The sequence below is a fragment of the Pseudomonas fluorescens NCIMB 11764 genome (genome assembly GCF_000293885.2).
GTDB lineage: Bacteria > Pseudomonadota > Gammaproteobacteria > Pseudomonadales > Pseudomonadaceae > Aquipseudomonas > Aquipseudomonas fluorescens_B.
The window spans coordinates 2,798,065-2,817,821 of sequence record NZ_CP010945.1 but is presented as its reverse complement, the minus strand read 5'-3'; the positions used below and the strand labels follow the sequence as shown (position 1 = coordinate 2,817,821).

Here is a 19,757-nt window from a genome sequence, read left to right as displayed (position 1 = left end):
CTTACATCGCCGGAGATTTGCCATCATGAAACGTCGATACAGCTGGCCCTTGTGGATCCTCGTCGGCCTCGTTGTGCTACTGATTGCCTTGCATGTGGCCCTGCCCTACATGGTGCGTGACTACCTGAATGACAAGCTCGCCGACATGGGCGACTACCGTGGACAGATCACCGACGTTGACCTGGCACTGTGGCGCGGCGCCTACAAAATCAACGGGCTGAAAATCGTCAAGGTCGATGGCAAGGTCCCGGTGCCCTTCGTCAATGCGCCGTTGATCGACCTTGCCGTGAGCTGGCACTCGCTCCTGTACGACCATGCGGTGGTGGCCAAGGTGCAGTTCTTCAACCCCGAGGTGAACTTCGTCGATGGCGGCGCCAACAAGCAAAACTCGCAGACCGGCCAGGGCACCGACTGGCGCGCGCAATTGAGCAAACTGGCACCGATCACCCTGGACGAAGTACGTATCTTCGATGGCAAGATCAGCTTCAGAAATTTCAACTCCAAGCCTCCCGTGAACATGAACGCGACCCAGGTCAACGCCAGCATTTACAACCTGACCAACGTCGTCGACAAGGAAGGCAAGCGCGACGCACGCTTCGACGGCAAAGCGCTGCTGCTGGGGCACGCCCCGTTGGAAACCACCGCGACCTTCGATCCGCTGAGCAATTTCGAAGACTTCCAGTTCCGCCTGCGCGCCAGGGACATTGAACTCAAACGCATGAACGACTTCGCCTCGGCCTATGGCAAGTTCGATTTCAATGCCGGGCACGGTGATGTGGTGATTGAAGCGCAAGCGAAAAAGGCCCAATTGACCGGCTACATCAAACCGCTCCTGAAGGATGTTGACGTTTTCAATTGGCAGCAGGACGTAGAAAACAAGGACAAAGGGCTGTTCCGGTCCATTTGGGAGGCCATAGTCGGCGGCTCCGAAACCGTGCTGAAAAACCAGGGCAAAAACCAGTTTGCCACGCGTGTGGAACTGAGCGGCAACGTTCATAGGCAAGACATCAGCGCGTTCCAGGCGTTTTTGCAGATTTTGCGTAATGGTTTTGTCCAGGCCTTCAATGCCCGGTATGAACGGCCGAAGCCGGAAGCGGACTGAGTCAAGATGTGACGCCCCATTCAGAGACTGAATAAGCCGTCTGCGTTCACAGTCGACCGGGCAGCGCGTTATAGTCGGGTACTACAATTATTGCGCCCCGCCCTGCCCCGTCAGGTCGGCGTTACCGTTCGAGGATTAGCAGATGAAGTTCGAAGGCACCCAGGCCTACGTCGCCACCGATGACCTGAAGCTGGCGGTCAACGCCGCCATCACCCTGGAGCGCCCGCTGCTGGTCAAGGGCGAGCCGGGCACCGGCAAGACCATGTTGGCCGAGCAACTGGCCGAGTCCTTCGGCGCCAGGCTGATCACCTGGCACATCAAATCCACGACCAAGGCGCATCAAGGCCTGTACGAGTACGACGCGGTCAGCCGCCTGCGCGATTCGCAGCTGGGCACGGAAAAGGTTCACGACGTTCGTAATTACCTGAAAAAGGGCAAGCTCTGGGAGGCTTTCGAGTCTGAAGAGCGGGTGATCCTGCTGATCGACGAAATCGACAAGGCCGACATCGAGTTCCCGAACGACCTGCTGCAAGAACTCGACAAGATGGAGTTCTATGTTTACGAGATCGACGAGACCATCAAGGCCAAGAAGCGCCCGATCATCATCATTACCTCCAACAACGAAAAAGAGCTGCCTGACGCCTTCCTGCGCCGCTGCTTCTTCCACTACATCGCCTTCCCGGATCGCGTCACGATGCAGCGGATCGTCGATGTGCACTATCCGGACATCAAGAAGGACCTGGTCAGCGAAGCGCTGGACGTGTTCTTCGACGTGCGCAAGGTGCCGGGCCTGAAGAAAAAGCCATCGACCTCCGAACTGGTGGACTGGCTGAAGCTGCTGATGGCCGACAATATCGGCGAGGCCGTGCTGCGCGAACGCGATCCGACCAAGGCCATCCCGCCGTTGGCCGGTGCTTTGGTCAAGAACGAACAGGACGTGCAACTGCTTGAGCGTCTGGCGTTCATGAGCCGTCGCGGCACCCGCTAAGAGGCTGATGCCATGCTGCTCAACCTGTTCAATGAAATGCGCGCAGCCAAGGTGCCGGTCTCGGTGCGCGAGCTGCTGGATCTGATCAACGCGCTGAAACAGCGCGTGACCTTCGCCGACATGGACGAGTTCTACTACCTGTCCCGGACGATTCTGGTGAAGGACGAAAAGCATTTCGACAAGTTCGACCGGGCCTTCGGTGCTTACTTCAATGGCCTGGAAAAACTCGACGATCACCTTCAGGCCTTGATTCCCGAAGACTGGTTGCGCAAGGAATTCGAGCGCTCGCTGACCGACGAAGAGCGGGCGGCGATCCAGTCCCTCGGCGGCCTGGACAAGCTGATCGAAGAGTTCAAGAAACGCCTCGAAGAACAGAAAGAACGCCACGCCGGCGGCAACAAGTGGATCGGCACCGGCGGCACCAGCCCGTTCGGCTCCGGCGGGTTCAACCCGGAAGGCATTCGGGTCGGTGATGCCGGCAAGCGCCAGGGCAAGGCAGCCAAGGTCTGGGATCAGCGCGAGTACAAAAACCTCGACGATTCGGTGGAACTGGGCACGCGCAACATCAAGGTTGCCCTGCGCCGGCTGCGTAAATTTGCCCGTCAGGGTGCGGCGGAAGAGCTCGACATCGATGGCACCATCGATCACACCGCGAAAGATGCCGGGTTGCTGAACATCCAGATGCGGCCGGAGCGGCGCAACACCGTCAAGCTGTTGCTGCTGTTCGACATCGGCGGCTCGATGGATGCCCACGTGAAGATCTGCGAAGAGTTGTTCTCGGCCTGCAAGACCGAGTTCAAGCATCTTGAGTACTTCTACTTCCACAACTTCATTTACGAGTCGGTGTGGAAGAACAACATGCGCCGCACCTCCGAACGCACCTCGACCCAGGACTTGTTGCACAAGTACGGCGCCGACTACAAAGTGATCTTCATCGGTGACGCCGCCATGGCGCCCTATGAAATCACCCAGGCCGGCGGCAGCGTCGAGCACTGGAACGAAGAAGCCGGTTACGTGTGGATGCAGCGGTTCAAGGAAAAGTACAAGAAGCTCATCTGGATTAACCCGTATCCGAAAGATACGTGGGGCTATACGTCGTCGACCAATATCGTGCGGGATTTGATTGATGACCAGATGTACCCGCTGACGTTGCGGGGGCTTGAAGAAGGGATGCGGTTTCTTTCCAAATAGCACACCGAACTTGTGGCGAGGGAGCTTGCTCCCGCTGGGTCGCGCAGCGCCCCAAAAGCTTGGCGGCTGCTTCGCAGCCGAGCGGGAGCAAGCTCCCTCGCCACAGGGTTCGCATGGCCCCTCTTACAACCCGCGCAAATCCCGCTCTTCAATCGGCCGGCTCTGGCGCAGGCGCTTGCCGCCCAGCACCACCCAATCGATCAGCCTGAACAGGCATTCAATCCCGAACGACAACAGCAACGCGCCACTCATGCCCCAGATCATCGCTTCTGGCGTCAGCAGGATCTGGTAGCTGTAGCCGTTCCAGGTTTCCTTGCGGATGTCCGGGTCGGCGGCCAGTACAACCTGCAGGAAACGGATGTACCACGGGCCTTGCATGGCCTGGAATTGTTTATCGAGGGCCAGCTGACGGGTGAGCAGGTTGCTCAGGCTGTCGGCATCGCTGCGAAAGATCGGGTCTTCGCTGGCGCGGTAATGGGCGACCAGGGCCTGCATGTCGCCCTTGAAGAATTGATTGGCGGTGCCCTGAAAGCCGCTAAGACCGGTCTGTGCCTCGATCAGGTGGGCCTCGACCCGCTTGGCGTAATCGTTGATGAACCCCGGCACCTGGACACCGATCAACAGGCCCGCCGCGAACAACACCAGCCGTAGATAACTGAGCAACATGTGAGCGTCCTTTATTCGGTCTTGCCCTGGCTGACGCATTCACCGCGTCGCCACAGGCTCCATTGGCCCGGTTCGTAGCGGGTCCAGGTTTCGTTTTCGGTCAGGGGTTCGGTGGCGATCACCGTGACCACATCGTTGGGCGTGGTTTCGGCCTGGAAGTCGACGATCACGTCGACATCTTTCAAGCGCGCCGGGCCGAACGGTGCACGACGGGTAATCTGCGCCAGTTTGGTCGAGCAGTAACAGAAGAGCCAATCGCCATCGCTGAGCAGGCAATTGAACACACCCTTGCCGCGGTATTCGGCGCAGGCGGCCACCAGATCGGGCAAAAGCGCTTCGATCTCTACCGGTTCCGGAAACGCTGCGCGCACACGATTGAGCAAATCACAAAAGGCCGCTTCACTGTCGGTATCGCCGACCGGGCGGTAAAAGCTTGTGATGGGTTGAAAATCCGCGAGCTGGCCGTTGTGGGCGAAACACCAGTTGCGCCCCCACAGTTCGCGCACGAACGGATGAGTGTTGGACAGGCAGACCTTGCCGACATTGGCCTGGCGGATGTGCCCGATCACCACTTCGCTCTTGATCGGATAGCGCTGCACCAGATTAGCAACTTCCGACTCACTGCTGGCCGCCGGATCCTGGAACAGCCGCAGGCCACGGCCCTCATAGAACGCGATGCCCCAACCGTCACGGTGCGGACCGGTACGACCGCCGCGCTGCATCAGACCGGTGAAGCTGAACACGATATCGGTCGGCACATTGGCGCTCATGCCCAATAACTCACACATGTTCGGACTCTCTGTAAGGCAGGGGCAAGGTTACAAACGCGGTTCTACGCGCATACGCTGAGGGTTGCTCGGGACCGGCGGGCGACCATAACGGTCATCACCGGCACCGCCGAAAGGATGATCGTCTTCAGGATCGTCGGCCTTGGCCGCAGCCTTGGCAGCCGCCGTCCGTTCCTTGCGCGCCTTGGCGGCGCGTTCGATCGGGAAGCGGATCGCGACGAGCACCAGATAAAGGCCGAAGGCGATCATGCCGTACATGAGCAGGTCGGAGACCGCCCGCCAGGCGTTGTTGCCAACCTTGAACGCGAGGTCCAGGGCGGTGATGGCGATGGCCGGGGCGACCTTTTCCTTCACCGGATCGATGATCGTCGGACTGAACAGCAACACGGCGACCAGCAGTCGCAACGGCTCCCGCAGCCAGCGCCACATCCAGCGGGTCATGCGCATCCACACCAACAGGCAGCCTAAAGCGGCGAAGGCGTAGAGGCCCCAGGCGATCAGATAGTCGTTCTCGGTCATGGTGTCCATGGCAAGGCAGGCAAGTCGGGTGGAGACAGACCATTACTGGCCTGCCTCCCCCTAAGAACCGTACGTGCGCCTTTCAGCGCATACGGCTCAAGTCTTTAGTAAGCTCCTCGCGGAGCCGGCTTGTTCACTGTCAATCCACGGCTATGAAGCTGTTGGTGACAAACTGGATGCAATAGTACTCGGTTATCCAAGGTGTCTCCACCGCCTTGGGAGCGATGAACGATGTGATGGTCATGCCATCCCGTCTCCTTGTTAATCGGTTCCTTGCACAGCAGACACACTCCTTTTTGGCTCTGGAATAGGCTCAAAATCTGCTTGCGGTACTTCAGCTTGTTCAGCATCCGCGCCATACGCAGCTTCTCACCCATTTCTTCCATTGAGGGATCGAAGGGGTTGTACTCCCCACTCACCTTCTTGTGCCTCTCAATCGGCGTATCCGCTAGCGAATACAACGCGATCGTCCGTTTTGTCCCGCTTTCTTCCAGCACAACGGTGGAGAACACCCAGTTTTTACTTTCGTGACTTTGGAAATACTTCTTCCTGATCCACTCCAGCGATTTGTTAGGGTGCCGCCGTTTTGCCCAACGCCATAAAGCATGGAATATTTGGTTATCCATGCGGCTATACGCCTGCTTGGCGACTACTGGCTGGTGATACAACGCCCAGCCTTTCAAGATCGGATTAAGCAGACCTATCAGATAGTCTTGCGTCACCGTCTTGTTGGTGCTGATGACCTCCTTCACTTTGCAGTAGAACGCCTTGACGTTCTTCTTGCTCGGTTTGATCAGAAGCTTCCCATCGAACTTGCGGAAATTCCAACCAAGGAAGTCGAAGCCTTCTTCTATATGGATGACATGGGTTTTCTCGGGTGACAACTGCAATCCACGCGTCGCGAGGAATTGCTCTACCCAAGGTCTGACTTCAGTTTCCAGCACCTCTCGCGAGGTTCCAGTTATCACAAAGTCATCCGCATAACGCACCACATTGATTTTCAGCTTCTTGGCCTTTGTCACCCCCCAGTACAGCTTGAGTTGTGACTCCAGCCCATCCAGCACCAAATTTGCCATGGTGGGCGAGATAATCCCGCCCTGTGGCGTACCGGCATCCGTTGCCTGTAGCTGGCCTTTATGAATCACACCAGTTTTCAACCATTTCCGGAGAACCACTTTGTCCGTTGGGACGTTGGCGATTAGCCAGTCATGATTGATATGGTCAAAACAGCCTTTGATGTCCGCCTCCAAAACCCATTGGGCCGAAACCTTTTTGGATAGGCAAACGAACAGCTGCCCCATCGCATCCGCCGTAGAGCGTTCGATCCTGAAGCCGTAGCTATTTGGATCACCCGTGGTTTCTGCAATAGGCGCCAGAGCCAGCAGATACAGCGCCTGCATAGCCCTGTCCGTCATGGTTGGAATGCCCAGAGGACGCTCCTTTCCATTTGACTTCGGAATAAACACACGTCGTAAAGGCCGCGGCTTATATCCATGGCGCTTCAACCCATTTGCCGCCTTCCATTTGGCATCGGGTGTATCCCAGAGCACGCGGTCGACTCCCGCCGTGCGCTTACCCTGGTTTTCAGTGACTCGCCGTACGGCCAAGTATCTGGCCGAGCGAGAGCGGGTCAGCATCCGCTGCAGGGTTTTCACCCTGCGCCAGTTGCCTTCCCGACAAGCCTTCGCAATCCGTATCTGCATCGCCCGGACATTCCGCTGGACACGCCACCAATCGATGTCATGCCAGTGCTGCGGAGCGCCGGAAGGCGCAGACACGGCCATTTGGCTATGTTCTAACATGCTGCCTTCCTCTCAAGTTTCCCCAAGCGAAAGACGTACGCATCCCCTGACGGGAATGGACGCTCCCGTCAGGGCTAGATTAATAAAAGGTCCGTTACAGCTGGACCTCTACGTACATTGAGACAGGTTTACTCAGAGTTCATGCGACGAAAGACCACGCAGAAGTCTGCCCGGTTTCCCGTGGGGTAATGTCCCAACCCCTATCCGAGCCATTACAGCCCAGCTTTCGCTTTCTCTGCGATCCCATACCCGCACCGCCAACAGCTCACCTTACGGTTCACCTGCCCGAAGGGCAGCCATACGGGCTTACCACGTTCCCTGCCTGTCACACGATTGGTTTAGGGTCTGCCTTTTCACCGATGGTCCTATGACGACGTACCTCAAGCCTCTACAGAGGTATCCGACCACGTGCCTTTTGGCTCAAGCCTGACAGCAGTTTTGGCTTGTTTATAATCACGGCGTTTATCAGCAGTTCACTTACGTTACCCATGCCAACCAGCCTAGCGTCTCAACCCGGCACTGCTCCGAGCATCTATGCTTTGCCTCGCGGCAAAAGCACACCCTGACGGGGACTACATTGTGAGAAGAGCTTCACACCTCACCGTTACCAGTGACGCATGTCTTCCTAGGCTATCGTTGGTCGCACAACGAGTCCGCTGCTAGCTTGAGGACAAGCTAGATGGACAATGACAGACAGAGCTTTCGCTCGCGTCTTCACATTGAGGGGGGCAGGAACTGACTAGCAGCATGCCCAAAGAATTATTTCCTCCTGTTTCAGAAGCAGGAGAAAACCCCTGCGGGGATTCTCTCCCGCATGGGTAGGGTTCTAAAAAGAACCGATGATTTGATGGGCGCTCCAGAACCAGTGAAACCCGTTCTGTGGTCGAACCTCCGAGCGCTAGTCGACCTTGGGGTGCCACCGCCGCAGCGGCAAGTCCTTGAAGGCATTGGACTTCTGGAACGATTTTGTTTCTCGGGATTGGTTACCCAAGCTGTCGGTTTCCTTTCGAAAACCCTTCAAGATGACCATACACCTTGAAGTCTTGAAGACACGCTACGCGTGTCGCACAGAGGCGCTTATAGTAACGACTTTTCGCACGTCAGGCTTGTCCCAATGCCAGCCGGTCAAGACTCCCACAGGGATCTGTGTAAGGCATCAGGATGTTTCCTGCCCCCTGCGAAGCCCTAATTCCGTACATCGTCCGAGACCCCTTCATGCCCGTATCCGCCAACATGACCAGCGCCCCGATTGCCCACAAGGCCGAAGGTTCTGACCCGTATGCCTGGCTACAGGAACGCGACACCGACGCGGTGCTCGATTACCTCAAGGCTGAAAACCGCTATCAAGAGGCGCAAACCGCCGATCAGGCCGGGTTGCGCGAAACCCTGTTCGAAGAGATCAAGGGCCGGATTCTCGAAACCGACCTGTCGCTGCCCTCCCCGTGGGGCCCGTATCTGTATTACACGCGCACCACGGCCGGTGACGAATACGCTCGTCACTACCGCTGCCCCCGCCCGGCGGATGACAGCCTGCAGCTCGATGAAGCCCACGAACAACTGCTGCTGGACCCGAACGAACTGGCCAACGGCGGCTTCTTTTCCCTCGGTGCGTTCAGTATCAGCCCGGACCACCAGCGCCTCGCCTACAGTATCGACTCCACCGGCGATGAGATTTACACCCTGTTCGTGAAGGAATTATCCAGCGGCCGCGTCAGCGAACTGGAATTCTCGGACTGCGATGGCAGCATGATCTGGGCCAACGACAGCCTGACGCTGTTCTTCGGCGAACTGGACGACACCCACCGCCCGCACAAACTGTTCCGCTATCGACTGGACGGCACGGCGGCCGAAGAAGTGTTCCATGAGTCGGACGGCCGCTTCTTCATGCATTGCTATCGCTCGAGTTCGGAGCAGCAATTACTGCTGGCGCTGGGCAGCAAGACCACCAGCGAAGTCTGGGTGCTCGACGCGTCCCAGCCGCAACAGGCGTTCACCTGCATCGCGCCGAGGGTTGAAGACCATGAGTACGACGTTGATCACGGCGCACTCGATGGCCAATGGACCTGGTTCATTCGCACCAACCGCGACGGCATCAACTTTGCCTTGTACACGGCTGTCGATACCGGCATTGCGCCGACCGAAGCCGACTGGCAGAACCTGATTCCCCACAGCGACACCACGATGATCGACGGCATGAGCCTCAACGCCCGGGCCTTGACCCTCAGCCTGCGTGAAGGTGGCTTGCCGATCATCCAAGTCCACCCGCAAGACCTTCCGAGCTACCGCGTGCAGTTGCCGGATGCGGCCTACAGCCTGCACGTGCAAAACAGCCTGGAATTCGTCAGCGACCGCATCCGTTTGCGTTACGAAGCGCTGAACCGTCCGGCGCAGATCCGCCAACTGGAACTGGTCAGCGGCGAACAGAAAGTGTTGAAGGAAACCCCGGTGCTCGGTCCGTTCGACGCCGACGCCTACGTCAGCCAGCGCCTGTGGGCGACAGCGCCGGACGGTACGCAAGTGCCGATCAGCCTGGTCGTCAAACGCGAGGCCCTCGGTAAGCCGACGCCACTTTATCTGTACGGCTACGGCGCCTACGGCGAAAGCCTCGACCCGTGGTTCTCCCATGCGCGCCTGAGCCTGCTGGATCGCGGCGTGGCGTTTGCCATCGCCCACGTGCGGGGTGGCGGCGAACTGGGAGAAGCCTGGTATCGCGCCGGCAAGCAGGAACACAAGCACAACACCTTCAGCGACTTCATCGCCTGCGCCGAGCACCTGATCGCCAATGGCTTCACCACATCAAAGCAACTGGCGGTAAGCGGCGGCAGTGCTGGCGGCTTGTTGATTGGCGCGGTGCTCAACATGCGTCCGGAGCTGTTCGGCGCGGCAATTGCCGAAGTGCCGTTCGTCGACGTGCTGAACACCATGCTCGACCCGGAGCTGCCGCTGACCGTCACGGAATACGACGAGTGGGGCAATCCTGAAGAGCCGGACGTTTATGATCGGATCAAGGCTTACGCCCCGTACGAAAACGTCACTGCACAGGCTTATCCGGCGACGCTGGTGGTCGCCGGCTACAACGACAGTCGCGTGCAATATTGGGAAGCGGCCAAATGGGTGGCCAGGTTGCGCGCGACCAAAACCGACAGCAACCCGCTGCTGCTCAAGACCGAGCTGGGCGCCGGGCATGGCGGGATGAGCGGTCGTTACCAGGGATTACGTGACGTAGCACTCGAATACGCATTTGTTTTCAAGGTTTTGGGGATTGCCTGAGGAACTTGGCCTGACACGTCGGTCTTAAGACCAGACACCGGGTCTGCTCCCACACAATTCCAATGTGAGAGCGGGCTCGCTCGCGAAGAAAGCCAGCACATTCAACATCAATGTTGGGTGTTACACCGCCTTCGCGAGCAAGCCCGCTCCCACAAGGGATTGAGGACATCCCGAAAACCGGAACCAGACACAAAAAAAAGACCGTGACGACATGTCAGAACCAACCCTGTTGAACAACGAAATCCGTGACTGGCTGATGGACTGCGGCCTGTTCGACCAACTGCTGCCTGCAGACTTCGCTGCCGCTTCCGGCTACTTCAGTATCAGCACCGTGGCCGAAGGCGAAGAGATTTTTCACGAAGGCGACGCCGGCAGCTTCATGTGCATCATCCATACCGGCCAGGTGGCGGTGCAAAAATCCGGCAGCGACGGACAATTGGTGACCATGGCCACCTTGCGCAGCGGTCGGGCGTTCGGCGAAATGGCCGTGCTTGATGGTGAGCGTCGTTCCGCCAGTTGCGTGGCGGCGAGCAATTGCCAGCTGCTGAACCTGGGCAAGGACTCGCTGGAAAAGATGCTCAACGACGCGCCGAAAATCGCCGCCAAGATCATCCGCGCCCTTGCCGTCTCCCTGTCCAAACGCCTGCGCATGGCCGACGGGCAACTGTTGTCACAGCAGGTCTAACCGCCCGGCGACTTGATCTTCGTATTGTTCTGCTCCAGGCCCGGCAACGTCTGGTCCTTGGGCGGGCTGGGCACTTCGATCGGTGGCAACAGCGGTGGCCCGCCACCGCCGGGCCCGGCTTTGTGCGGGATGGTCGGGGTGATCTGCGGATACGGCGTCGGCGTCGCGGTGCCGGGCGAACCGGGCAGCGGCGCCGGGCTGGTCGGAATGGTTTGCAGCTCTTGGGCCTGCACTGCAGTTATCGAGAGCGCGGCCAAGGCAATGACCGTTAGAATGGTGCGCTTCATCAATGGCTCCGTTGGCCTTGTTGTCTGGTTGCAGGCTACTCCCAACGGCGTTCGTTTGCCTCCCCCCTGCCCCTCCTTCTCAAGAGAGCCCCATGAAACGTTTCGTTCTCCTCGACACCGCCCCCATTCCTGAAAACGGCGGCGCCCTGTGCCTGTTCGAATACGGTGAGGATTTCGTCATCAAGATCCAGGGCGGCGACGGCGGACAGCTGATGAACACCCGCATGCACGGCTCCGAAGACGCATTGGCCGAAATCCCCTGCCGCAAGGTCGCTGGCCGGCCGAATTCGCGGGTGCTGATCGGTGGCCTGGGCATGGGTTTCACCCTCGCCTCGGCCCTCAAGCATTTGGGCAAGACCGCAGAAGTCGTGGTCGCTGAACTGGTGCCCGGCGTGGTCGAGTGGAATCGCGGGCCATTGGGCGAGAAAGCCGGCAATCCGTTGCTCGATCAGCGCACGGTGATCCGCATGGAAGACGTGGCCAAAGTACTGCAGGCCGAGCCGCAAGGGTTCGATGCGATCATGCTCGACGTCGACAACGGCCCCGAAGGCCTGACCCAGAGGGCCAATAGCTGGCTCTACTCCGCAGGCGGCCTGAGCGCGTGCGCCAAAGCCCTGCGGCCAAAAGGGGTGCTGGCCGTCTGGTCGGCCAGCGCCGACAAGCAGTTTTCCGACAAACTGAAAAAAGCCGGCTTCAAGGCCGAGGAAGTCCAGGTCTTTGCCCACGGCAACAAGGGCACCCGCCACACCATCTGGATTGCCGAGAAGCTCAAGGGCTGAGCTAAACTTCGTTCATAACCGTCATTAGTCTTTTACAAAGGTGAACCCATGAGTTCGTCAACGCCGACCAACACTTCGAAGCTGGACCGCATCCTCGCCGACAACCAGCGCGACAAGGAAATGGGTTACCGCGACAAAGCCCTGAAAATGTACCCGCACGTGTGCGGCCGCTGCGCCCGCGAGTTTTCCGGCAAGCGCCTGAGCGAACTGACCGTGCACCACCGCGACCACAACCACGACAACAACCCGCAGGATGGTTCGAACTGGGAACTGTTGTGCCTGTATTGCCATGACAACGAACACTCGCGGTACACCGATCAGCAGTATTTCGATGAAGGCTCGTTGAGCACGCCGAAGATTGCCAAGGCGACGCATAACCCGTTTGCGGCGTTGGCAGGGTTGATGAAGAAGGACGACTGAATATCTTCATTGTCTGACCTGGCCCCATCGCTGGCGGGCTAGCTCCCACAGGGGATCTTCTGCGCACATAAGTATGTGTGAACGCCCCAGATCCAATGCGGGAGCTAGCCTGCTGGCGATAGCAATTATCCAGTCACCACCAATCTCAAATCAGACACCCCCTCCCCCAATCCCCGTATAATCGCGGTTTTTTCCCCGAAGGCACCCCGCTCGTGGCAGACAAACGGTACAGCTGCATTGGTTTGTTCAATCCAAAATCACCGGAAAACGTCGGCTCGGTCATGCGCGCCGCCGGCTGCTACAACGTGGCGTCCGTGTTCTACACCGGCAAGCGTTATGACCGCGCCGCCGACTTCGTCACCGACACCAAACGCGTCCACTACGACATCCCGCTGATCGGCATCGACGACCTGAAAAAAATCCTGCCACTGGGCTGCGTACCGGTCGCCGTGGAGCTGGTCGAAGGCGCACGCTCGCTGCCTGAATACACCCACCCGGATCGCGCGCTGTACATCTTCGGCCCGGAAGACGGCTCGCTGGATAAAGAGATTCGCGACTGGTGCGAAGACGTGGTCTACATCCCGACCACCGGTTGCATGAACCTCGCTGCCACGGTCAACGTCGTGCTGTACGACCGCATGGCCAAGGGCCTCAACACCCGCTCCGGTCCAAAATTCCGCTGAATCGACGCACATCCGATGGAACAAGCCGCCCGCCTCGGCAGTCAGCTTAATTATCTATTCTTGAAGCAGTCCTTCCCGCCAGGAGACAGATCATGAGCGAACTCAAACGCGTAGAGCGCATCGAATCCACCCCGTTCCAGACCCATTCCGATCAGAACGTTCAGGGTTGGGAGCGCATCGGCTCCCTGGCCGGTGGCGTGGTGATGGTCGGCAAGGGCCTGCGTCGCGGCGGAATATTCGGTTTGCTCCAGGTGGCCATCGGCGGCGTAGCGCTGGCCCGTGGCATTACCGGCCACAGTTCGGCCAAGAGCCTGCTGGAGAAAAGCCGTCAGGACATGAACAACGTGCGGGCGAAAATCGAGCGTGCCGGGGAAGAGTTGGGTCGGCTGAAGGCGAATGCCGAGGCGGCGACCAAAACCGCGACCGTCACCGGGAATGATTCGTTGAAGTCGCCGAAAACCGGGGTTTGATCTGAGTTTTCGTTGAGGCTTATGGCCTCTTCGCGGGCAAGCCCGCTCCCACAGGTTTTAGTGTTGGGCCACGAATTTGTGGACACCCCTGATCCCTGTGGGGCTTGCCCGCGATGGCAACTTTACTGGAGCAACCCGGTATCCAAGACTTTGGAAGACTCGCCAATCACACTCTCGGCCAGCTGAACGAACGCCTTGGTATCGACACTCTCCAAATGCATCGCCCCGCGCATCACATCGTCCAGCGAACGCTTGTTACGGGTCTTGATACGAATCTCCTGATCCAGCTCACCCAGCAATAAAACTGCTTTGCCTATCTGTGCCGGGCTGATCTGCTCACCCCGCAAGGTCGTGACCTTCTGGCCTTCTTTGGCCAACTTCTTCTGCAAATGTTCATACCGCTCATCACTCATCCCGCCGGCACGTCGCACCAGTTCGATGGCGTAATACTCGGCAAAACCTTCGCTGATCCAGTCACTGCGCTGCTTGTCATTGATCCGCCCGAACACTTGGGCCAGTTCACGTACCAGCACACTGCTGCCGCTTTCGCTGACCAGTGGCAGGCGCGTATTCAGATAGATCGACTCGCGCGCGGCCAGGCTGCCCCGCCACATCGGGTCGTTGGCGCCGACAATCAGCAACTTGGCAGGATGACGCGGGAACACGGCCTGCACTTGCGGCCAGACAAACGTCAGCAGCGTCAGCACATCCATGCGGCGCATGCCCTGGCCTTGGGGCGAGGCGACGGTGACTTCGGTTTCCCCCAATCGGGTGCGACGGGTGCCGAGGTGACCGGCAAGCATCCAGCCGGTAGGCCGATCGAACAGGCGGGAGACGTTATCGATGCGGAATTTGTTCTTGCCGATCCGTGGCCAGGCGGTTTCGACGCTTTTCCAGCCGGTGGGCAATTCGAATTCCAGGCGTGACACCAGCTCGATGCCATCCTGCTGATCGAGTCTGGCAGCGGGCACCAGGTCGTCGCCGCGCATCAGCGCCCAGGCCGGGGTCATGCGCGTGTCGAAGCTGCCGCTCTTGCGGCCATGGCTGATGCGCACACGGTAGGTCAGGCTGGCCTTGTCGGCGGCCGGGCGCCAGACACCACGGGCCGGCTTGCCGGGCGTGAGTTGCCATTGGCCATCGGCCTTGAAATCGCTGTAATGGCTGCCGTCGCCGAGGTCGAAATCCAGGCTGCGCACCGCCGAACCCTGGGCCAGGGTCAGCCGCACTTCAGCCTGATCGCTTTGCGGCAACAGGCGCACGTGGTAATCCAGGTCGACCTTCTTCGCCGCCCACACGGGCGAACCAAAGGCCAGCAGCCCGACGGCCAGCGCCAGCCGCAATCCCACAGCCATACACACTCCTTTGTAAAACTAACCTGCCCGGAAAATCAGATGGTCTTCCCAATCCTCTTCGGCCACGCTGCCTTCGGCGAGCATGCGCCCGGACTGGGAAATGCGTTCGTGGTGCACGGCGTCGCGATCACCGCACACCAAGTGGTGCCAGAGTGGCAAATCCTTGCCTTCGCTGACCAGGCGATAACCGCAGGTCGGCGGCAGCCATTTGAACTCATCGGCCTTGCCCGGCGTGAGCTGGATGCAGTCCGGCACGAATTCACGGCGGTTCGGGTAATCGCTGCACTGACAGGTTTTCAAGTCCAGCAACTTGCACGCGATGCGCGTGTAGTAAACGCTGTTGTCCTCTTCATCCTCGAGCTTTTGCAGGCAGCACAGACCACAACCGTCGCACAGCGATTCCCATTCCTGCTGATCGAGCTGATCGAGGGTTTTGCGTATCCAGAACGGTTCGACTTTGGCGGCCATGGCTCAAGCATCAACATCAGGTAGTGAAAAGGCCGCCAGTCTAGTGTGCAGCGGCCCGCGGGCCAAGCATTGGCGACTGCCGGTAGAACGGGACTTGTCAGTTATTGCGCCGCCAAGTAGCTTTGCCAGTCGCAAGGAGCCAGACCTGCGTGCCATTAACGCCCAACTGCGTTGCATCCAGATGAAGTACCAGGCTCACGAAAAACCTCATCGCCCAGCCTGACTGTGCCCGCCGGTTTTTTACTCGACCCTCTGACTCACATGTCGCAAGGAATCTCTGCATGAGTGCCAATCCACGCGTTGCCGATTACGCCATCCACCCTCAATTTACCGATCGCTGGTCGCCCCGTGCCTTCACCGGCGAAGCCATTCCAGAAGAAACCCTGCTGAGCTTTTTCGAAGCCGCACGCTGGGCACCCTCGGCCTACAACTCGCAGCCTTGGCGGTTCCTCTACGCGCGCCGGGATACGCCGAACTGGGAGCGTTACCTGGGTTTGCTGAACGAATTCAACCGCAGCTGGGCGCAACACGCCTCGGCGCTGGTGATCGTGATCTCGAAAACCACCTTCGCGGTGCCTGGCGCCACCGAAGAAACTCCGGCCCTGTGGCACACCTTCGACACCGGTTCGGCCTGGGGCCATCTGGCGTTGCAAGCGAGCCTCAGCGGCTGGCACACCCACGGCATGGCCGGTTTCGATCAGGAGCTGACCCGCAAGGAGCTGAACATTCCTGAAGGTTACGCACTGCACGCAGCAGTGGCGGTGGGCAAACTGGGGGATAAGGCGACGCTGGCGGATTACCTGCAGGCACGTGAAGAGCCGAGCCCGCGTCGTCCGTTGAGCGAACTCGCAGCTGAAGGCGACTTCACCCTCTAAGCCACACCGCAAAACAACTGTGGGAGCAAGCCTGCTAGCGATGAGGGAACGTCAGCCAACAATGATGTCGACTGACACACCGCCATCGCGAGCAGGCTTGCTCCCACGGTGGGTTTTGCACACTATTCAAGCAAAGTGGATTCAATACCCGCGATTGAAATCCACTTCCCCGCGCAACGCCTCGCCCGCCTGATACGCCCGCACATTCTCGACGAACAGCTTCACCATCATCGCTGGCGAAGTCGGCGCCGAACTGTGTCCGGTGAGCAGCAAGCCCCAGGCCGTCCAGAACGGGTGACGTTGCGGCAGCGGTTCCTGACGGCAGACGTCGATCACCGCGCCTGCCAGATGCCCTTCCTTCAAGGCCTCCACCAAATCCGCATCGACCACCGCCACGCCACGCCCGACGTTGATGAACAACCCGGTCGGCTTGAACTGCTTGAACAGCGCCGCGTCGTACAGGTCGTGAGTCGTCGGCGTATTCGGCAGCAGATTGATCACGTAATCCACCTCACCAACCAGACGCGGCAAATCCGCCAGCGCCCCCACTTCGACAAACGGGGCCTGCTCGCGAGCTTCGCTGGCGATGCCATACAACTCGACGCCAAACGGCAGCAGAAACTGCGCCACGGTCTGACCGATGTCACCGGTGCCGACAATCAACACCTTACGCCCCGCCAGGCTTTGGCCCTGGCGGCTGTCCCATTTGCGCTCGACCTGACTGACCAGGCGCGGCAACACTTCGCGCTCGTGGCCGAGCATGTAGGTCAGCACGTATTCGGCCATGACCTGACCGAAAATCCCCACCGCGCGGGTCAGGCGATAGTGGCGTGGCAGGCCGTCGGCCAGCAGCGGCGTGATGCCGGCCCAGGTCGATTGCAACCATTGCGGCTGGTGACCCTGGCGCAACAGGGTCGCCAGAAGGTCCGGCTGCCCCAGCCAGATCGGGCAATCGGCGGCCTGGCGGGCCAGTTCAGCGGAGTCGCCGCTGGTCAGTACTTCCAGATCAGGCGCTGCCTGGCGCAACAGTTGGGCATATACAGGGTGGTCGTGTTCAGCAATCAGAACGCGCATGGTTCAAACCTTTCAAAAGCAGTGCAGACGGCCACCGAGGGGGTATCGCTCCCTCATCGTGGCCATCGCCAAAATCATTCCAGTGTTTCACGCAGACTCTGAACAGAGCCTGTCTGCCGATCACATCGGATCGTTGCGTCGCAACAGTTCTTCCGGCAAATGTTCGATGTATTCGTCTTCGGCCGGCGGCATTTGCAGGTGGTAACCCTGCTTCTCGAGGTTTTCCAGGACCACGGTGATGTCCTCGCGCGACAGCTTGCGCTCGGGGGTCAGCACCAGGTCGAACGCGTGGTGCGGTTTGCCGAAAGCGGCCATCAGACTTTCCGGGACGCGCTCCAGTGCATCGCTTTTGAGCACATAGAGGTACATCTCGTTTTTCTTCAGGCTTCGATAGATGGAGCAAATACGTTTCAAGGCTGTTCTCCGGCGGTGGCCAGGCTGTCGAGCAGCGCCTGGCCCATCAATTCGCGGCGCCAGCCACGCAGCGAATCAGGCAATTGGTAAGGACCATTGGGGAAGCCGCTCTTGAGCAGCGCTTCCAGGGTTTTCTTGCGCAGCATCAGCTCCGGCGCGATGTTCAGGCGCTCGGCTTCGGCCTGGCCAAGTGCACGCAACTGTTTGATCAGGGCAGCCGCATCTACCGGCAACGGCTCCGGCACGGCAGGCGGCCATTGATCTGGCGACACACTGCCAGAGCGCTTGATCAGATCAAGCAGAAATTCGCCGTCCTGACGCACGGTACGCGGGTGCATGTCTTCGATTTTCGCCAGCGCGCCGAGGTTGTCCGGTTGCGTCCGCGCCAGCGGCCACAGGGAGTGTTCACGGAGGATGCGATTGCGCGGCAAGTCACGGGCGCGGGCTTCGTGTTCGCGCCAGGCGCAGAGTTCACGCAGCACGGCGAGTTGGGCACGGGAGAGTTTCCAGGCCAGTTTGGCTTCGCGATAGACCTGGTACGGATCAACTTCACGACGCAGGTTGGCCACCAGCTCGGCGCCGTCTTCCAGGACCCAGGCATATTTATCGTCAGACAGTTTCGGACGAAGCTGTACGAAAACTTCCGCGAGGTGCAAGGCATCTTCGGCGGCATAGCTGATCTGAGTATCGGACAGCGGACGTTGCAGCCAGTCGGAACGGGTCTCGCCCTTGGGCAGGTCGATGCCGAGCACTTCCTGCACCAGCCGCGAATACCCCATGGAGAAACCGAGGTTCAGGTACGCAGCGGCGAGTTGAGTGTCGAACAGCGGCGCCGGCAGGCTGCCGGTCAGGCGCAGCAACACTTCGAGATCTTCGCTGCACGCGTGCACGACTTTGACCACGGCCGGGTTTTCCAGCAACGCCGCCAGGGGTTGCCAGTTGTCGATGGTCAACGGATCAATCAGGTAAGCGCGTACGCCATCGCCGATCTGCAGCAGGCCTGCGATCGGATAGAAGGTGTCGACCCGCATGAATTCGGTGTCGAGGGCAACGTAGGGCAGCTGCTGCCACTCGGCGCAAAACCGGCCGAGGCTATCGTTGTCGCGAATCCAGTGAATATCGATGGCCACACGGCTCTCCCTTGAAGAATGGCGCGCAGTATATATCGCCCCCGGCGATTTCTGCGCCTCCACTGAACAAGAGCTTTAGCGAAAACACCTGCCTGATGGCAAGAAATGTCTGACAGAGGGAGGTTATCTGGCCTTACGCAACACGTAGACGCGCATTCGCTCGCAACCGGGCAGGAAGTCCTGGTGACTGAGCAAGTGAAAACCCGCCTGTTTGAACTCGTCTTCCACTTCGGCCTTACTGGCCAGCGGCCGAGCCTGAACCCCTTGTGTATCCGGCCGCCAGCGCTTGAAACGGGTGTCGACCCGCACCGCCACAATCACCGTATCGCGGCTGACCCGGTGGAACTCCCCCAGCATGGCCAACCGATGCTCGGGGCTGGCGAGCTGCTGAAACAGTTGCATGCAAAAAATGCAGTCCACCGCATTCGCCGACAAGCCGATGGCGAATGCCGAGCTTTGAAAAGTCTTGACCCGTTTCAGCAGGTGTTGCGGGTGGTGGGTCGGTGCGTGATCGAGCATGTCCTGAGACGGGTCGGACGCCAGAATCACCCGGTTCGTGTGTTCGGCCAGCACCGGCCAAAAGCGCCCGGCCCCGCAAGTCACGTCGAGGACCAGGCCTGGCTCGCCAGCCGCCTTGAGCGCGTTACGCACCAGTTGCTCGTCACGCCAGAACGCCAGGCGCCCGGCGAGTCCACGTGAGTGCGGCTGCAGGCAGACGCGGGCGTGTTCCTGATCGTGGCGCCGGGCGAACTCGAGCTCGATGGCGGAAGGGGGTTGAGCGGACATGTAAGGGG

The 19,757-nt window shown here is 59.5% G+C and carries 21 protein-coding genes; 10 read left to right on the top strand and 11 right to left on the bottom strand.

What is annotated here, in order from left to right; all coding sequences use genetic code 11:
• The first annotated feature begins 25 nt into the window (after positions 1 to 25).
• The 3 genes from B723_RS12930 to B723_RS12920 all read left to right on the top strand — a co-directional run bounded on the left by B723_RS12930 (position 26) and on the right by B723_RS12920 (position 3,281).
• The gene (locus B723_RS12930; RefSeq protein WP_017337009.1) at positions 26 to 1,102 is read left to right on the top strand and encodes a DUF748 domain-containing protein; all 1,077 of its coding nucleotides are present in this window, start codon (positions 26 to 28) and stop codon (positions 1,100 to 1,102) included.
• 142 nt (positions 1,103 to 1,244) lie between these two features.
• Complete coding sequence (locus B723_RS12925) at positions 1,245 to 2,090, top strand: AAA family ATPase (protein ID WP_017337008.1); 846 nt, start codon at positions 1,245 to 1,247, stop codon at positions 2,088 to 2,090.
• Between the two features lie 12 nt (positions 2,091 to 2,102).
• A complete protein-coding gene (locus B723_RS12920) occupies positions 2,103 to 3,281 on the top strand; it encodes a vWA domain-containing protein (RefSeq protein WP_017337007.1) in 1,179 nt (392 codons plus the stop codon).
• Between the two features lie 123 nt (positions 3,282 to 3,404).
• On the opposite strand, the gene B723_RS12915 is transcribed toward B723_RS12920, so the two are convergent.
• The 4 genes from B723_RS12915 to ltrA form a co-directional block, all read right to left on the bottom strand.
• Positions 3,405 to 3,947 carry a DUF2937 family protein gene (locus B723_RS12915; RefSeq protein WP_017337006.1) on the bottom strand — a complete coding sequence of 181 codons (543 nt, stop codon included), beginning with the start codon at positions 3,945 to 3,947 and terminating at the stop codon, positions 3,405 to 3,407.
• An 11-nt stretch (positions 3,948 to 3,958) separates the two neighbouring features.
• Positions 3,959 to 4,735: a class II glutamine amidotransferase gene (locus tag B723_RS12910; protein ID WP_017337005.1), complete on the bottom strand. Its 777-nt coding sequence runs from the start codon at positions 4,733 to 4,735 to the stop codon at positions 3,959 to 3,961.
• A 30-nt stretch (positions 4,736 to 4,765) separates the two neighbouring features.
• On the bottom strand, positions 4,766 to 5,263 hold the full coding sequence (locus tag B723_RS12905; protein WP_017337004.1) for a hypothetical protein: 498 nt from the start codon (positions 5,261 to 5,263) through the stop codon (positions 4,766 to 4,768).
• Between the two features lie 95 nt (positions 5,264 to 5,358).
• On the bottom strand, positions 5,359 to 7,056 hold the full coding sequence (gene ltrA / locus B723_RS12900) for a group II intron reverse transcriptase/maturase (protein WP_017337003.1): 1,698 nt from the start codon (positions 7,054 to 7,056) through the stop codon (positions 5,359 to 5,361).
• A gap of 1,215 nt (positions 7,057 to 8,271) precedes the next feature.
• Between ltrA and B723_RS12895 the strand changes: the two genes are divergently transcribed.
• The gene (locus B723_RS12895; protein ID WP_017337001.1) at positions 8,272 to 10,326 is read left to right on the top strand and encodes a S9 family peptidase; all 2,055 of its coding nucleotides are present in this window, start codon (positions 8,272 to 8,274) and stop codon (positions 10,324 to 10,326) included.
• Positions 10,327 to 10,537: 211 nt separating this feature from the next.
• Positions 10,538 to 11,011: a cyclic nucleotide-binding domain-containing protein gene (locus tag B723_RS12890; RefSeq protein ID WP_017337000.1), complete on the top strand. Its 474-nt coding sequence runs from the start codon at positions 10,538 to 10,540 to the stop codon at positions 11,009 to 11,011.
• Here B723_RS12890 and B723_RS12885 read toward each other — a convergent pair.
• Positions 11,008 to 11,298, bottom strand: coding sequence for a hypothetical protein (locus B723_RS12885; protein ID WP_031318505.1), 291 nt, complete (start codon positions 11,296 to 11,298; stop codon positions 11,008 to 11,010). The two genes, B723_RS12890 and B723_RS12885, sit on opposite strands and share 4 nt — an antisense overlap.
• Positions 11,299 to 11,390: 92 nt before the next feature.
• Here B723_RS12885 and B723_RS12880 point away from each other — a divergent pair, with 92 nt between their 5' ends.
• From B723_RS12880 to B723_RS12865, 4 genes are all read left to right on the top strand, one after another.
• A complete protein-coding gene (locus B723_RS12880) occupies positions 11,391 to 12,077 on the top strand; it encodes a spermidine synthase (RefSeq protein ID WP_017336998.1) in 687 nt (228 codons plus the stop codon).
• A 48-nt stretch (positions 12,078 to 12,125) separates the two neighbouring features.
• A complete protein-coding gene (locus tag B723_RS12875; RefSeq protein WP_017336997.1) occupies positions 12,126 to 12,497 on the top strand; it encodes a YajD family HNH nuclease in 372 nt (123 codons plus the stop codon).
• Between the two features lie 212 nt (positions 12,498 to 12,709).
• Entirely contained in the window at positions 12,710 to 13,180 is a 471-nt protein-coding gene (locus tag B723_RS12870) for an RNA methyltransferase (protein WP_017336996.1), read from the top strand.
• A gap of 92 nt (positions 13,181 to 13,272) precedes the next feature.
• Positions 13,273 to 13,650 carry a YgaP family membrane protein gene (locus B723_RS12865; RefSeq protein WP_017336995.1) on the top strand — a complete coding sequence of 126 codons (378 nt, stop codon included), beginning with the start codon at positions 13,273 to 13,275 and terminating at the stop codon, positions 13,648 to 13,650.
• A 122-nt stretch (positions 13,651 to 13,772) separates the two neighbouring features.
• Here B723_RS12865 and B723_RS12860 read toward each other — a convergent pair whose 3' ends face one another.
• Together B723_RS12860 and B723_RS12855 are read right to left on the bottom strand one after the other, a co-directional pair.
• Entirely contained in the window at positions 13,773 to 15,002 is a 1,230-nt protein-coding gene (locus B723_RS12860; RefSeq protein ID WP_017336994.1) for a hypothetical protein, read from the bottom strand.
• A gap of 18 nt (positions 15,003 to 15,020) precedes the next feature.
• Positions 15,021 to 15,470, bottom strand: coding sequence for a YcgN family cysteine cluster protein (locus B723_RS12855; RefSeq protein WP_017336993.1), 450 nt, complete (start codon positions 15,468 to 15,470; stop codon positions 15,021 to 15,023).
• 281 nt (positions 15,471 to 15,751) lie between these two features.
• On the opposite strand from B723_RS12855, the gene B723_RS12850 reads away from it, so the two are divergent.
• On the top strand, positions 15,752 to 16,345 hold the full coding sequence (locus tag B723_RS12850; protein ID WP_017336992.1) for a nitroreductase family protein: 594 nt from the start codon (positions 15,752 to 15,754) through the stop codon (positions 16,343 to 16,345).
• A 141-nt stretch (positions 16,346 to 16,486) separates the two neighbouring features.
• Here B723_RS12850 and B723_RS12845 read toward each other — a convergent pair whose 3' ends face one another.
• The 4 genes from B723_RS12845 to B723_RS12830 all read right to left on the bottom strand — a co-directional run bounded on the left by B723_RS12845 (position 16,487) and on the right by B723_RS12830 (position 19,749).
• Entirely contained in the window at positions 16,487 to 17,419 is a 933-nt protein-coding gene (locus B723_RS12845) for a D-2-hydroxyacid dehydrogenase (protein ID WP_017336991.1), read from the bottom strand.
• 120 nt (positions 17,420 to 17,539) lie between these two features.
• Entirely contained in the window at positions 17,540 to 17,833 is a 294-nt protein-coding gene (locus tag B723_RS12840; RefSeq protein ID WP_007898694.1) for a YcgL domain-containing protein, read from the bottom strand.
• The gene (gene rnd, locus B723_RS12835) at positions 17,830 to 18,963 is read right to left on the bottom strand and encodes a ribonuclease D (protein ID WP_017336990.1); all 1,134 of its coding nucleotides are present in this window, start codon (positions 18,961 to 18,963) and stop codon (positions 17,830 to 17,832) included. Before rnd ends, B723_RS12840 begins: the two co-directional genes overlap by 4 nt.
• A gap of 123 nt (positions 18,964 to 19,086) precedes the next feature.
• The gene (locus B723_RS12830; RefSeq protein ID WP_017336989.1) at positions 19,087 to 19,749 is read right to left on the bottom strand and encodes a class I SAM-dependent methyltransferase; all 663 of its coding nucleotides are present in this window, start codon (positions 19,747 to 19,749) and stop codon (positions 19,087 to 19,089) included.
• Between the last annotated feature and the right edge of the window lie 8 nt (positions 19,750 to 19,757).